This is a genomic window from Pseudomonas sp. O39, from assembly GCF_045447295.1.
Taxonomy (GTDB): Bacteria; Pseudomonadota; Gammaproteobacteria; order Pseudomonadales; family Pseudomonadaceae; genus Aquipseudomonas; species Aquipseudomonas antarctica_A.
The window spans coordinates 62,647-76,330 of sequence record NZ_JBJGXV010000002.1 but is presented as its reverse complement, the minus strand read 5'-3'; the positions used below and the strand labels follow the sequence as shown (position 1 = coordinate 76,330).

The following is a 13,684-nucleotide window of genomic DNA, read 5'->3' as shown; positions in this document are numbered from 1 at the left end:
CAGGCGTGCGTCAGTCTGATGACAGCGTTTGCTGGCCGCAAAGCGTTGTAGACTGGCGCCATGCTGCCCAGGAGACCGCGATGAGACCGACCCTCACGCTGCGCCACTACATCGAAGCCCCCCTCGCCCACAGCCATGATCATGCGCAGTTGGTGTTCGGCCTGTCCGGGCACCTGGACCTGGAAGTCGACGGCCATGGCAGCCAGGTGCACGAAAGCAGCGTGATGGTGCTGCCCTTCTCCGCCCACCATACCTGCGGCAGTCGCGATGGCAGCCGCTGCCTGGTGCTGGATGTGCCCACCGAACACTGGGTGGTGCAATCCTTGGGAGACCATGCCGACGCGAGCCGCCGCCTGCTCAATCAACCGGCGCGCCTGGCCCTGGACTCCCGGCAAAGCCAGTTGGTGCAATGGCTGGCGCACAGTCCGGTGGATGATCCGCTGATCGTGCAGCAAGGCGCAGTGTTGTTACTGGCCAGCCTCAATCACCCGCTGGCCCGCCCGATGCAGGGCAAGCGCCTGCCCTATGCGGCATTCAACGCGCACATCGAGCGGCACGCCGCGCGCCCGCTGCAGGTGGCCGACCTGGCACGGATTGCCGAGCTTTCAGTGGCGCGCCTGCATGCACGCTTTATGGCGGAGTGCGGACAAACGCCGATGGACTATCTACGCAGCCGTCGCTTGCACATGGCGCTCGGGCTTCTACGTGAGACACCCCTGGTCATTGGCGACATCGCCGAACGCGTCGGCTATGCCTCGCAAAGTGCATTCTCTGCCGCCATGCTGCGCGAATTCGGCGCCTCACCCGGCGCGTTGCGGCGGGCGGCCTGACAAGAGCCTTGCGTTAATCACCACGAGAGTCGCGACAGACACCGACGCCCTCGACCCTCTAGACTGCGATGCTGACACTCCGTTGTTTCAAGGATCGCAATGACTCCCCGTTCAGCCCTCGGCGCCCTGCATATCGGCGCATTGATGTTTGGCCTTACCGGCGTATTCGGCAAGCTGGCGGCCGCCTCGCCCGCCATCATTGTGTTTGGCCGCGCCGCGTTTGCCGTGCTCGCCCTGGCGGTGTTTGCCCGATTCGCCAGCAATACCACCTGGAAAAAACTGCAGATGCGCGACTGGCGTCGGCTGCTGGTCAGCGGCGTGTTGCTGGCGGCGCACTGGGTGACCTTCTTTATTGCAGTCAAAGTCGCCGGGGTCGCCGTCGCCACGCTCGGCTTTACCGCATTCCCGGCCTTTACCGTGATTCTCGAAGGGCTGATCTTCCGTGAGCGCATTCGCGCCAATGAAATCCTGCTGGTGGTACTGGTCAGCATCGGCCTGGTGTTGGTGACTCCAGACTTCAACCTTGCCAGTGCCGCAACCGGCGGCTTGCTGTGGGGCATCGCCTCAGGGCTGCTGTTTTCACTGCTGTCGCTGAACAATCGCGCCAGTTCTGGGCGCATCCCGGCGGTGCAGGCAGCGCTGTGCCAGAACGTCGTGGTTGCGGCCTGCCTGTTGCCCGTGGCAGCGCCGGGGCTGGCGGATGTGCGGGCCTTGGACTGGTTGTGGATCGGGCTGCTCGGGGTTTTCTGTACGGGCCTGGCCCACAGCCTGTTTGTCGCCAGCCTCGCGGTGATCAAGGCACGCACGGCGTCGGTGGTGTTTGCCATGGAGCCGGTCTACGGCATCACTGCGGCGTGGCTGCTGTTTGCCGAAACCCCGACGTTGCGCATGATGCTGGGGGGCGCACTGATCATCGTCGCCATCGTGCTTTCGGGGCTGATGGGCAGTGCCAGCCAGGCCAAACAGCCCGCTGCAACGGCATGACCTTCAGGCGTTACGATCGTTGTGACCCAAATCCCGCTGCGGGTCGATCTGATCGCGCACGCGCTGTTTAAGCACTTTGACTTCAGGGAAGCCACCGTCCGCCTTGCGCTCCCAGATCTGCACGCCGTCACAGGTGATACGAAACGCGCCACCGGTGGCCGGTTCCAGCGTCACACGCCCCAGGTCGTCGCAGAACGTGCTCAACAACTCCTGGGCCAGCCATGCGGCGCGCAGCAGCCACTGGCACTGGGTGCAATACGTAATGACGATCTCGGGTTTGCTTGCAGACATAATTTGAGAGGTTCCTGGCGTAACGGGCTCGGAGGATCGAGTGGCTATAATACCGGCCTTTATCGCCCAGCCCGAGATACATGATGCGCCGCCTGTTGTCCTGCCTTTTCCTGTGCCTGCTCCCGCTCCTTGCCGACGCCGTTGAAACACCACGCCCCAAAATCGGCCTGGTATTGTCCGGCGGCGCCGCCCGTGGCCTGGCGCATATTGGTGTGCTCAAGGCCCTGGAAGAGCAAGGTATTCAGATCGATGCCATTGCCGGCACCAGCATGGGCGCGGTGATTGGCGGTTTGTACGCCTCGGGCTACAAAATAGATGAGCTGGAAAAGCTCGCGCTGAATATCGATTGGCAGCAGGCGCTGTCCGATGCGCCACCGCGGGAGGATGTACCGTTTCGACGCAAACAGGATGACCGGGATTTCCTGGTCAAACAAAAACTCAGTTTCCGCGACGACGGCAGTCTGGGCCTGCCGCTCGGCGTGATACAGGGCCAGAACCTGGCCCTGCTGCTGGAAAGTATGTTCGCTCACGCCAGCAACACGCGTAATTTCGACAAGCTGCCGATCCCGTTCCGCGCAGTGGCCACCGACATCACCACCGGCGAAAAAGTGGTGTTCAACAAAGGCCACCTGCCCCAGGTGATCCGCGCCAGCATGTCGATCCCCGCCGTGTTCGCCCCGGTGGAACTGGACGGACGGCTGCTGGTGGACGGCGGCATGACCGACAACATTCCGCTGGATGTGGCCCGGGAGATGGGCGTCGACATCGCTATCGTGGTGGATATCGGTACGCCGCTGCGTTCACGTAAACAACTGGCGACAGTGGTGGACGTGCTCAACCAGTCCATCACCCTGATGACCCGACGCAATTCCGAGGAGCAACTCAAGGCCTTGCATCCGAAGGACGTGCTGATCCAGCCGCCCCTGGCTGCCTATGGCGTTACGGACTTTGGCCGCGCCAAGGACATGATCGACGCCGGCTACCGCGCCACCCGCGCGCTCGATGTACGCCTGGCACATCTGCGCCCCGCAGAGCCGGTCGACCCGCAACTGGTGGAGGCACGCACCCCTGGCGAACGCACGCCGATAATCACCGCGATCAAAGTGGAGAACGACTCGAAAGTCAGCGATGACGTGATCCGCTATTACATCCGCCAAACCCTGGGCGAGCCGCTGAACCTGGACCGCCTGCAAACCGATATGGGCACGTTGTACGGCCTGGATTACTTCGAGCAGGTGCAATACCGCGTGGTGAAAAAGGGCCCGGACAACACCCTGGTCATCAGCGCACGCGGCAAACGCAGCGGCACCGATTATCTGCGCCTGGGCCTCAACCTGTCGGATGACATGCGCGGCGACAGCGCCTACAACCTCGGCGCCAGTTACCGCATGAACGGCATCAACCGTCTCGGCGCTGAATGGCTGACACGGGTACAGATTGGCGATCGTCAGGAACTGTACAGCGAGTTCTACCAACCGCTGGATGTGGGCTCACGTTACTTCGTCGCGCCCTATATCAGTGCTCAGGCGCAGAACGTTGATCTGGTTCTGGACAGCGACCCCATCGCCGAATACCGCCTGGAGCGCTACGGTTTTGGCCTGAATGTGGGGCGACAGATTGGCAACAGCGGCGAAATTCGCTTCGGCGTCGGCGAAGCCTGGGGCAAGGCGGATGTGCGCATTGGCGAGCGCGACCTGCCAAGCGTGAGCTTCAGCGAGGGTTTCTATGAGCTGAAATACTCCTTCGACTCGCTGGACAACGTGTACTTCCCCCACACTGGCGAAGACATCGGCCTGGCCTTCCGCGAGTTCGCACCTGGCCTGGGCTCGGACCAACGCTACCGCCAGTGGGAGTTCAAGCTGGACAAGGCCATGAGCCACGGCCCGGACACGCTGATACTGGGCGGTCGCTACGGGCGCACGCTGGATAAATCCGACGTGGTAATTTCCAGCTTCCTGCTCGGCGGTGCACGGCAATTATCGGGCTTTCGCGAAGACTCGATCTCGGGGCAGAACATCGCGCTGATGCGTGCGGTGTACTACCGCCGCCTGACACCGCGCTCGTACCTACCACTGGATTTCCCGCTGTACCTCGGAGCCTCGTTGGAACGCGGCCGCGCGTGGAACAACGACAATCAGTTCGACAGTGGGTATATCAATGCCGCGAGTATATTCCTCGGGTTTGATACGCCGCTGGGGCCGCTGAATTTCAGCTATGGGTTCAATGATGATAAGCAGCAGGCGGTGTACCTGAACCTGGGCCAGACCTTCTAACGCTCAACACACATCAAATGTGCGAAGAGCTCGTGTGGTGAGCGGGCTTGCCCCGCTCGCCACAACAACCCTGCCCGACATTAGTCAGGCGCTACCTCAGGGCTTTTCCAGATTCGCCAAAATATGCCCGTGCACACGCATGCACACGCGCAAATCCTCTTCATCCACGCCCACAAACAACTCGTGGCGCAAGGCCGTGGCAATGGTTTCAATCTGCTCGATCAAGGGGCGGGCGGTGTCGCACAGCAGAATGCGCTTGGCTCGCCGGTCTTCCAGCACGGCTTGGCGTTGCACCAGGCCTTGGCCTTCCAGGCTGTCGAGCAGGCGTGCGAGGGTCGGGCCTTCTACCCCGACACTTTGTGCCAATTCGCGTTGGGTGGGTGCTTCCTCGAAACGGGCCAGGTGCAACAGCACCAGCCAACGCGCCTGGGACAAACCCAGGCCCGCCAAACGGCGGTCCAGCTCGGCGCGCCAACCTCGGGACATTTGCGCCAACTGCATGCCAAAGCGGTGTTGATCGGTTAAAGGCATAAAAAACTCGTGGGTTAGACTGAAAATAAAGTGTGGCTAATTATTAGTCAGCTAAGCATGAGCCATGCCATGAGGCAAGAGTTGCTATGTTCTGATTCGTTACATTGTCGTAATTGGCACATTAAATTTCGAATTCCGACTGTAAAGCGGCACGCACGCAATACAAAACACCTTCCGGAACACGCCCGGTAAACAGCGGCGCGATCTCCGCAACAGGTGGCAATTCGCCTTCTCCGTCGAGGAAGGCGTCCTGGATTTCACCGAGCAGATCTTCCGGCAAATCAAGGGCCTGCTCCAGCGACAACTGCTGCTTGCCAATGGATTCAGCCAGCAAGGTGTAGACGTTTTTTTCCGAGCATTGCAGTTGGCCGGCGATCTGGATCGGAGTCATGCCGGCACGCGCCAGGCTGATCAGTTCGTGGCGAATGTCGGCGACTTCCTTCGGCGCTTCGGCCTGGCCGCCGAGCACTTCAAGGAAGGCCTGCCCGTAGCGTTCCAGTTTGCGTGCACCCACGCCACTGACCCTGCCCATTTCTGCCAGGGTGGTCGGCTGTTCGCGCAGCATCTCCAGCAAGGTGGAGTCGGGGAAAATAACGTAAGGCGGCACACTGTGCTCTTGCGCCAGTTTGCGCCGCAGGGTGCGCAAGGCTTCCCACTGCTCGCGTTCTTCGCCACGCACCAACTGGCTGGCCTGGCTGGTGCTGCTTTTGGCGGTGGTCTGCGGCTTGAGGTCGCGACGCAGCTCAAGGCTCACTTCGCCCTTGAGCAAAGGCCGGCAACTGTCGTTCAGGCGCAGGCCGCCATAACCTTCCAGGTCGATATCCACTAAGCCGCGCGCCACCATCTGCCGGAACAGTGAACGCCACTCGCCCTCTGCACGGGCCTTGCCCACGCCGTAGACCGAGAGTTTTTCGTGGCCGAAGCTGCGTACCTTTTCGTTGTCCTTGCCCAGCAATACATCCACCAGATGGCCAACGCCATAACGCTGGCCGGTGCGGTAGATGGCCGAGAGGGCCTGACGCGCCGGCTCGGTGGCGTCCCATGTCTGCACACCATCCACGCAGTTGTCACAGTGGCCGCACGGCTCGGGCATGTCCTCGTCGAAGTACGCCAGCAATGTTTGGCGGCGGCAGCGGGTCTCTTCGCACAATGACAGCATGGCGTCGAGCTTGTGCTGCTCAAGACGCTTGTGACGCTCGTCGCCTTCGGAGTTCTGCAGCATCTGCTTGAGCATCACCACGTCTTGCAGGCCATAGACCATCCAGGCATCTGCGGGCAGGCCATCACGGCCGGCGCGACCGGTTTCCTGGTAGTACGCCTCAAGGGATTTGGGCAGGTCCATGTGCGCCACAAAACGCACGTTGGATTTGTCGATACCCATGCCGAAGGCGATGGTCGCGACCATGATCAGGCCTTCCTCGTTGAGGAAGCGTTTCTGGTGGGCAGAGCGCGTTTCATTCGGCAGGCCCGCGTGGTACGGCAGCGCCGGGTAGCCTTGCTCGCAGAGGAACGCGGCCACTTCATCCACCTTCTTGCGCGACAGGCAATACACAATGCCCGCATCACTGCGCCGCTCGGACAGGAACGCCAGCAACTGCTTGCGCGGCTGTTCCTTGGGCACGATGCGGTAGAAAATATTCGGCCGGTCGAAACTCGACAGGAAGCGCTCGGCATTCTGCAAATGCAGACGCTCGACGATTTCTTCACGGGTCCGTTTGTCGGCCGTGGCTGTCAGCGCGATACGCGGCACGTCAGGGAACAGCTCGGCCAACTGGCCCAGTTGCAAATATTCGCGACGGAAATCATGGCCCCATTGCGACACGCAGTGGGCTTCATCAATGGCGAACAGCGCGATCTCCAGGCTCTGCAAGAAGGCCAGCATGCGCGGCTGCACCAGTCGCTCGGGGGCCAGGTAAAGCATCTTTACTTCACCGCGCTTGATTCGCGCGGCCAGGTCGCGCTGTTGCTCAGCGCTGAGGGTGGAGTTCAAGGCCGCCGCGGCAACGCCGAGTTCCTCAAGGGTGGCAACCTGATCGTCCATCAACGCAATCAGCGGCGACACCACCACGGCCAAGCCATTACGCAACAGCGCCGGCACCTGGAAGCACAGCGATTTACCGCCGCCGGTAGGCATCAGGACCAGGGCATCACCGCCACTGGCCACGCGCTCAATGATCGCACCCTGGCGGCCACGAAAACTGTCGTAGCCGAAGATGTCCTTGAGGACGCGTTGAGCCTGCTCGAGCATGTAAAACTCCAAAATGGTGCCGAAATTCCTCTGTACAGGCTGGCCGAAAAAACGCGGGGTCACGGGAAATAATCCGTAAGCGAAGTTTTCTCGGGTTGGCGCTTGGCCTGCAGGGGCATCACAAAACGCGGCAGTATACCCGAGCGTTACCCCGCAAAGGGCACCGCTGACGAATAGCGGCCGCTATCTAAAACCTGGCAAATATGCAGTGTGGCTGGCCTGGGCGCTCAAGAAAGCCTAGAATTCAGCATCGTTTATTCCCAAGGTAGCCCTTCAATGTCCTTCGCTGAGCAACTAACCCGCCTGCAAGCCTTCCTCGACGCCGATGAGCTGCATGACGAGGCGCTGGACTACGTGGCCGCTCACGGCTACCTGACCGCCCTGTCGATCTGCTCCGAAGTCGTGCCTGACCGTGAATGGATCGACGCGCTGTTCGCCGAAGAACCTCACTACGCCGACGCCGCCCAGCGTGAGGAAATCGAATCCACCCTGCTGGCCCTCAAGGCCCATATCGGTCGCCAACTGGCTGCCGATGAGGAATTCGAACTGCCCTGCGACCTCGACCTGGGCGAAGAGCCGGATGATTCCGACCTGCGCGGCTGGTGCATCGGTTTCATGGAAGGTGTGTTCCTGCGCGAAGCCGCCTGGTTCGAAACCGCCGAAGAAGAAGTCAGCGAAATGCTGCTGCCGATCATGGTGGGTTCGGGCCTGTTCGATGACCAGCCGGAATTCGCCGACATCGCCGCTGACGCCAACCTGATGGACGACATGATCGTACAGATCCCGGAAGCCCTGACCGCCTTGTACCTGCTGTGCAACGCGCCCGACGAAAAACCGGCGATCCTCAAGCCACGTCACCACTGAGTCGTTTGCCCGTGGCACCCATGGGCAACCGCTCGCTGCTCCTGCGTTACGTGCTGCTGGCCATCGGCTGGCTGAGCGTAGCGCTGGGGGTTGTCGGCATTTTCCTACCGGTCTTGCCGACCACGCCCTTCCTCTTGCTCGCCGCCGCCTGTTTCGCTCGAAGCTCCCCGCGTTTCTACCACTGGCTGGTGGAACACCCGCGCCTGGGCCCATGGATCAAAGACTACCTGGACGGCAATGGCATTCCGCTCAAGGGCAAGGTCTATGCAATCGGCTTGATGTGGCTGAGCATCGGCTTCTCCTGTTACCTGGTGCCACTACCGTGGGCACGCGGGTTTATGCTGACCAGTGCCATTCTTGTAACGCTCTATATCTTGCGTCAGAAGACCTTGCCACCGCGATAACGGTGGGCGCTGGCTTGTGTGGGAGCCGGGCTTGCCCGCGACAGCATCGCCAGGCTGTAAGTGTCTACAACGCCGTGCCTGAATCGCAGGCAAGCCAGCGCTCACATAAGCCAGATCCTACACACGACCTTGGTCGACACTGACTAACCCCGAGCATCATGCGAGACTGTCCAACCGGGCCTGGAATGCCCGGGTGTTTTTATGCTCGGAGTTACCATGACGCTGTCCAGCGGGCTGATCGCCGCCGTTGCCTTGGCCTATATGGCCATTATGTTTGCCATCGCCTTCTACGGTGACCGCCGCCACGCGCCGCTGCCACCACGAGTGCGCGCCTGGGTGTACAGCCTTTCTCTGGCCGTCTACTGCACCAGTTGGACCTTCTTCGGCGCTGTAGGCCAAGCCGCCGAACAACTGTGGGCATTTTTACCGATCTACTTGGGACCGGTCCTGCTGCTGGTGCTGGCACCGTGGGTGCTGCAGAAGATGATTCTGATCAGCAAGCAGGAAAACATCACCTCGATTGCTGACTTTATCGCCGCGCGCTACGGCAAGTCCCAGTCCCTGGCGGTGGTGGTGGCGCTGATCTGCCTGGTTGGCGTACTGCCCTACATCGCCCTGCAACTCAAAGGCATCGTGCTGGGCGTGAACCTGTTGATCGGTTCCGGCCCCGACACCACCGGCACCCGCGCTCAGGACACCGCGCTGATTGTGTCGCTGGTTCTGGCGCTGTTCACCATCGTGTTCGGTACCCGCAACCTCGACGCGACCGAACACCACCGAGGCATGGTGCTGGCGATTGCGTTTGAATCCCTGGTCAAACTGTTCGCCTTTCTCGCCGTCGGCGCGTTTGTGACCTACGGCCTGTACGACGGTTTCGGCGACCTGTTCAGCCAGGCGATGCTCGAACCACGCCTGGAGGAATACTGGAAAGAAACCATCAACTGGCCGTCGATGGTGGTGCAAACCGGTGTGGCGATGATGGCAATCATCTGCCTGCCCCGGCAGTTTCACGTCACCGTGGTGGAGAACATCGACCCGCAGGATTTGCGCCTCGCCAAGTGGGTGTTCCCGGCGTACTTGATCCTCGCCGCGCTGTTCGTCATTCCCATCGCACTCGGCGGCAAAATGCTATTGCCTGGCTCGGTATTACCGGACTCCTACGTCATCAGCCTGCCCATGGCACAGGCGCATCCAGCCCTCGCTGTGCTGGCATTTATCGGCGGCGCATCGGCGGCTACCGGCATGGTGATTGTCGCGAGTATTGCGCTGTCGACCATGGTTTCCAACGACATGTTGCTGCCATGGCTGCTGCGGCGCTCCAGCGCTGAGCGGCCGTTTGAAGTGTTTCGCCATTGGATGCTGTCGGTACGCCGGGTCAGCATTGTGATCATCCTGTTGCTGGCCTACGTGAGCTATCGCCTGCTTGGCTCCACCGCGAGCCTGGCGACCATCGGCCAAATCGCTTTCGCCGCCGTGACCCAACTGGCCCCGGCGATGCTCGGCGCACTTTACTGGAAGCAGGCCAACCGGCGTGGCGTGTTTGCCGGATTGGCGGCGGGCACCTTTTTGTGGTTCTACACCTTGGTCCTGCCGGTGACGGCGAAAAGTCTCGGCTGGTCGTTCAGCCTTTTCCCCGGGCTGACGTGGATGCATTCGCACCCATTTGGTTTATCCGTTAACTCGCTCACGCTGGGCACCGTGTTTTCCCTGGCGGGTAACTTCACGCTGTTTGTCTGGGTCTCGATGCTGTCGCGCACACGCGTTTCCGAGCATTGGCAGGCCGGGCGTTTTATCGGCCAGGAAATCAGCCAGCGCGCCAGTGCTCGCTCGATGTTGTCAGTGCAAATCAGCGACTTACTCAGCCTCGCAGCACGCTTTGTCGGTGAAGAACGCGCCCAGCAGAGTTTTATCCGCTTTGCCTATCGCCAAGGCAAAGGGTTCAACCCCAACCAGAATGCCGATAACGATTGGATCGCCCACACCGAACGGCTCTTGGCCGGTGTGCTCGGTGCATCGTCGACACGCGCTGTAGTAAAAGCCGCGATTGAAGGGCGGGAAATGCAGCTGGAGGACGTCGTACGGATCGCCGACGAAGCCTCCGAGGTGCTGCAGTTCAACCGTGCGCTGCTGCAGGGCGCCATCGAAAACATCACCCAAGGCATCAGCGTGGTCGACCAGTCACTCAAGCTGGTGGCCTGGAACCGGCGCTACCTGGAGCTGTTCAACTACCCGGAAGGTTTGATCAGTGTCGGGCGGCCAATTGCCGACATCATTCGCTACAACGCCGAACGCGGCCTGTGCGGGCCGGGCGAAGCCGAAGTGCACGTAGCCCGACGCCTGCACTGGATGCGCCAGGGCCGCGCCCACACGTCCGAGCGCTTGTTCCCGAATGGGCGCGTGATTGAGCTGATCGGCAACCCGATGCCCGGCGGCGGGTTTGTCATGAGCTTCACGGACATCACCGCATTCCGGGAAGCCGAGCAGGCACTGACCGAGGCCAACGAGGGCCTTGAACAACGGGTGACCGAGCGCACCCATGAACTGTCGCAACTGAATGTGGCGCTCACCGACGCCAAAGGCGTGGCCGAATCCGCCAGCCAGTCGAAGACGCGCTTTCTGGCAGCGGTGAGCCATGACCTCATGCAACCGCTGAACGCCGCACGGCTGTTCTCCGCCGCCCTCTCCCACCAGAACGACGGTTTGTCCAGGGAGGCGCGGCAGTTGGTGCAGCACCTGGACAGCTCGCTGCGCTCCGCCGAAGACCTGATCAGCGACCTGCTGGATATCTCGCGCCTGGAAAACGGCAAGATCAACCCGCAGCGACAGCCTTTTGTACTCAATGAACTGTTCGACACCCTGGGCGCGGAATTCAAGGCGCTGGCCCACGAGCAAGGCCTGCGTTTTCGCCTGCGCGGCAGTCGTTTGCGGGTGGACAGCGACATCAAATTACTGCGCAGGATCTTGCAGAATTTTCTGACCAATGCATTCCGCTATGCCGACGGCCCTGTGCTACTTGGAGTCCGCCGGCGCAAGGGCGAACTGTGCCTGGAGGTCTGGGACCGTGGCCCTGGCATTCCGCTGGATAAACAGACGGTCATCTTCGAAGAATTCAAGCGCTTGGACAGCCACCAGACACGCGCGGAAAAAGGTCTGGGCCTGGGCCTGGCGATCGCCGACGGCCTGTGCCGTGTGCTGGAGCATAAACTGAGCGTGCGCTCGTGGCCGGGCAAAGGCAGCGTGTTCAGCGTGAGCGTGCCACTGGCGCGCAACCAGGCCAGCCCGCAGGTCAAGACCGCGCAGGACAGTGGGTTGCCACTCAGCGGTGCGCAGGTGCTGTGCGTGGATAATGAAGAGAGCATTCTGATTGGCATGCGCAGCCTGCTGACCCGCTGGGGTTGCGAAGTGTGGACCGCCACCGACCAGGCGCAGTGTGCGGCGCTGCTGGCCGAAGGCATACGCCCACAACTGGCGCTGGTGGATTACCACCTGGACCACGGCGAGACCGGCACCGAGCTGATGGGTTGGCTGCGGGCGCAATTGGCGGAGCCGATTCCCGGGGTGGTGATCAGCGCGGACGGACGGCCGGAGATGGTGGCCGAGGTGCATGCGGCGGGGTTGGATTACCTGGCCAAGCCAGTGAAGCCTGCGGCGTTGCGTGCGCTGTTGAGTCGGCACCTACCTCTGTAGGAAGCCTGAACAAAATAACCTGTGGGAGCTGGCTTGCCTGCGATAGCAGTGGATCAGCCGCCCCCACTACCGCAGGCACGCAAGCTCCCGCATCAGCCGGGCTCTATTCCGGCAGATGCGCCACACCGTCTGCATCCGTCATCGCCCGTTCAAGCAAATCAGCCGGCAGGCTTTTACTGGCGCGCGCGCCAAGCAACCTTAATTGCTCAGTACGACTGACGAGGTTTCCGCGTCCATCTGTCAGCTTGTTCCGTGCTGCACTGTAGGCTTTATCCAACTGTTGCAGACGGTTGCCTACCTCGTCCAGATCCTGGATAAACAGCACGAACTTGTCGTAGAGCCAGCCGGCCCGCTCGGCGATTTCCCGGGCGTTCTGGCTTTGGCGTTCCTGCTTCCACAGGCTGTCGATCACCCGCAGGGTGGCCAGCAAAGTGGTCGGGCTGACGATGACGATATGGCGGTCGAAGGCTTCCTGGAACAGGTTCGGCTCAGCCTGTAACGCGGCGGAAAACGCCGCCTCGATAGGTACGAACAGGAGAACGAAATCCAGGCTGTGCAGGCCCTCCAGGCGCTTGTAATCCTTGCCGGCCAAGCCCTTGACGTGATTGCGCAGGGACAGCACATGCTGCTTCAGCGCTGCCTGGCCAATCACATCATCCTCCGCCGCAACGTACTGCTGATAAGCCGTGAGGCTGACCTTGGAGTCGACCACCACCTGCTTGTCGCCGGGCAACATGATCAACACGTCCGGCTGGAAACGCTCGCCATCCGGGCCTTTGAGGCTGACTTGGGTCTGATACTCGCGGCCTTTCTCAAGCCCCGCATGTTCCAGCACCCGCTCAAGGATCAGCTCCCCCCAATTGCCCTGGGTTTTCTGGCCCTTGAGGGCGCGGGTGAGATTGGTGGCTTCGTCGGACAGACGCAAGTTCAGTTGCTGTAGGCGTTCAAGCTCTTTGGCCAGCGAAAAACGTTCACGCGCCTCATTCTGATAGCTTTCTTCCACACGCTTTTCGAAGGACTGAATTCGCTCCTTGAGCGGATCGAGCAACTGGCCCAGGCGTTCTTGGCTGGTTTCGGCAAAACGCTGTTCGCGCTCGTCGAAGATCTTCCCGGCGAGCTCGGCGAACTGCGCGCGCAGTTCGTCACGCGAGCCCTGCAGGTCGGCAAGGCGTTGTTGATGGCTTTCCTGCTGTTCGCGCAGTTCGGCGCGCAAAGCCGCTGACAACGCGTCGAGCCGACGCAGCTCGGTTTCTTTGGCGCTGCGGTCAAGGTTCCAGGCGTGTGCCGCGTCGCGAGCGTTGTCGCGGTCGATCTGGAGCAGTTCGACCTCACGGCGCACGGCGGCCAGGTCAGCTTGTTTGGCAGCGTTGGCCTGGCTGAGGTCACTGATCTCGTCGCGGCTGGCGTCGAGTTGCGCCGCCAGTCCTTCCTGGGCCAGTTGCGCAGTGGCCAGGCGCTCTTCAAGCAACTCCCAGCCCGTCATGCGCACGGTCAGCCGCCGTTGAATCTGCCAGCATACGGCCAATAAAGGCACTGCAGCGCCAGCAAGACCCAAGGCAATACTGGTCCAGT

The 13,684-nt window shown here is 61.4% G+C and carries 10 protein-coding genes; 6 read left to right on the top strand and 4 right to left on the bottom strand.

Annotated elements, in window-relative coordinates; translation table 11 throughout:
* The first annotated feature begins 80 nt into the window (after positions 1 to 80).
* Both ACI77D_RS02780 and ACI77D_RS02775 read left to right on the top strand, forming a co-directional pair.
* A complete protein-coding gene (locus ACI77D_RS02780; RefSeq protein WP_407016010.1) occupies positions 81 to 830 on the top strand; it encodes an AraC family transcriptional regulator in 750 nt (249 codons plus the stop codon).
* A 99-nt stretch (positions 831 to 929) separates the two neighbouring features.
* Positions 930 to 1,814: a DMT family transporter gene (locus ACI77D_RS02775; protein ID WP_064453479.1), complete on the top strand. Its 885-nt coding sequence runs from the start codon at positions 930 to 932 to the stop codon at positions 1,812 to 1,814.
* A 3-nt stretch (positions 1,815 to 1,817) separates the two neighbouring features.
* Here the strand turns inward: ACI77D_RS02775 and ACI77D_RS02770 are convergent, their stop codons facing one another.
* A complete protein-coding gene (locus ACI77D_RS02770) occupies positions 1,818 to 2,105 on the bottom strand; it encodes a SelT/SelW/SelH family protein (RefSeq protein ID WP_407016009.1) in 288 nt (95 codons plus the stop codon).
* A gap of 83 nt (positions 2,106 to 2,188) precedes the next feature.
* On the opposite strand from ACI77D_RS02770, the gene ACI77D_RS02765 reads away from it, so the two are divergent.
* Positions 2,189 to 4,378 (top strand): patatin-like phospholipase family protein, encoded by a 2,190-nt coding sequence (locus tag ACI77D_RS02765; protein WP_262665799.1) that lies wholly within the window; start codon positions 2,189 to 2,191, stop codon positions 4,376 to 4,378.
* A gap of 96 nt (positions 4,379 to 4,474) precedes the next feature.
* Here the strand turns inward: ACI77D_RS02765 and ACI77D_RS02760 are convergent, their stop codons facing one another.
* On the bottom strand, positions 4,475 to 4,909 hold the full coding sequence (locus ACI77D_RS02760; RefSeq protein ID WP_053257333.1) for a MarR family transcriptional regulator: 435 nt from the start codon (positions 4,907 to 4,909) through the stop codon (positions 4,475 to 4,477).
* A 121-nt stretch (positions 4,910 to 5,030) separates the two neighbouring features.
* On the bottom strand, positions 5,031 to 7,157 hold the full coding sequence (recQ, locus tag ACI77D_RS02755; RefSeq protein ID WP_064453482.1) for a DNA helicase RecQ: 2,127 nt from the start codon (positions 7,155 to 7,157) through the stop codon (positions 5,031 to 5,033).
* Positions 7,158 to 7,433: 276 nt separating this feature from the next.
* Here recQ and ACI77D_RS02750 point away from each other — a divergent pair, with 276 nt between their 5' ends.
* From ACI77D_RS02750 to ACI77D_RS02740, 3 genes are all read left to right on the top strand, one after another.
* Entirely contained in the window at positions 7,434 to 8,021 is a 588-nt protein-coding gene (locus ACI77D_RS02750; protein ID WP_064453483.1) for a YecA family protein, read from the top strand.
* A gap of 20 nt (positions 8,022 to 8,041) precedes the next feature.
* Positions 8,042 to 8,425 (top strand): YbaN family protein, encoded by a 384-nt coding sequence (locus ACI77D_RS02745; RefSeq protein WP_407016008.1) that lies wholly within the window; start codon positions 8,042 to 8,044, stop codon positions 8,423 to 8,425.
* 216 nt (positions 8,426 to 8,641) lie between these two features.
* Positions 8,642 to 12,112, top strand: a complete 3,471-nt coding sequence (locus tag ACI77D_RS02740) for a PAS domain-containing hybrid sensor histidine kinase/response regulator (RefSeq protein ID WP_064453485.1) — start codon at positions 8,642 to 8,644, stop codon at positions 12,110 to 12,112.
* A gap of 103 nt (positions 12,113 to 12,215) precedes the next feature.
* Here the strand turns inward: ACI77D_RS02740 and rmuC are convergent, their stop codons facing one another.
* Positions 12,216 to 13,580, bottom strand: a complete 1,365-nt coding sequence (rmuC, locus tag ACI77D_RS02735; protein WP_262668043.1) for a DNA recombination protein RmuC — start codon at positions 13,578 to 13,580, stop codon at positions 12,216 to 12,218.
* Positions 13,581 to 13,684 lie beyond the last annotated feature (104 nt).

Excerpts from the sequence above, each read along its gene's own strand:
- ACI77D_RS02745 (WP_407016008.1), top strand. The coding sequence starts at position 8,042 with ATGGGCAACCGCTCGCTGCTCCTGCGTTACGTGCTGCTGGCCATCGGC.
- ACI77D_RS02740 (WP_064453485.1), top strand. The coding sequence starts at position 8,642 with ATGACGCTGTCCAGCGGGCTGATCGCCGCCGTTGCCTTGGCCTATATG.
- recQ (WP_064453482.1), bottom strand. The coding sequence starts at position 7,157 with ATGCTCGAGCAGGCTCAACGCGTCCTCAAGGACATCTTCGGCTACGAC.
- ACI77D_RS02765 (WP_262665799.1), top strand. The coding sequence starts at position 2,189 with ATGCGCCGCCTGTTGTCCTGCCTTTTCCTGTGCCTGCTCCCGCTCCTT.
- ACI77D_RS02770 (WP_407016009.1), bottom strand. The coding sequence starts at position 2,105 with ATGTCTGCAAGCAAACCCGAGATCGTCATTACGTATTGCACCCAGTGC.
- ACI77D_RS02775 (WP_064453479.1), top strand. The coding sequence starts at position 930 with ATGACTCCCCGTTCAGCCCTCGGCGCCCTGCATATCGGCGCATTGATG.
- ACI77D_RS02750 (WP_064453483.1), top strand. The coding sequence starts at position 7,434 with ATGTCCTTCGCTGAGCAACTAACCCGCCTGCAAGCCTTCCTCGACGCC.
- ACI77D_RS02780 (WP_407016010.1), top strand. The coding sequence starts at position 81 with ATGAGACCGACCCTCACGCTGCGCCACTACATCGAAGCCCCCCTCGCC.
- ACI77D_RS02760 (WP_053257333.1), bottom strand. The coding sequence starts at position 4,909 with ATGCCTTTAACCGATCAACACCGCTTTGGCATGCAGTTGGCGCAAATG.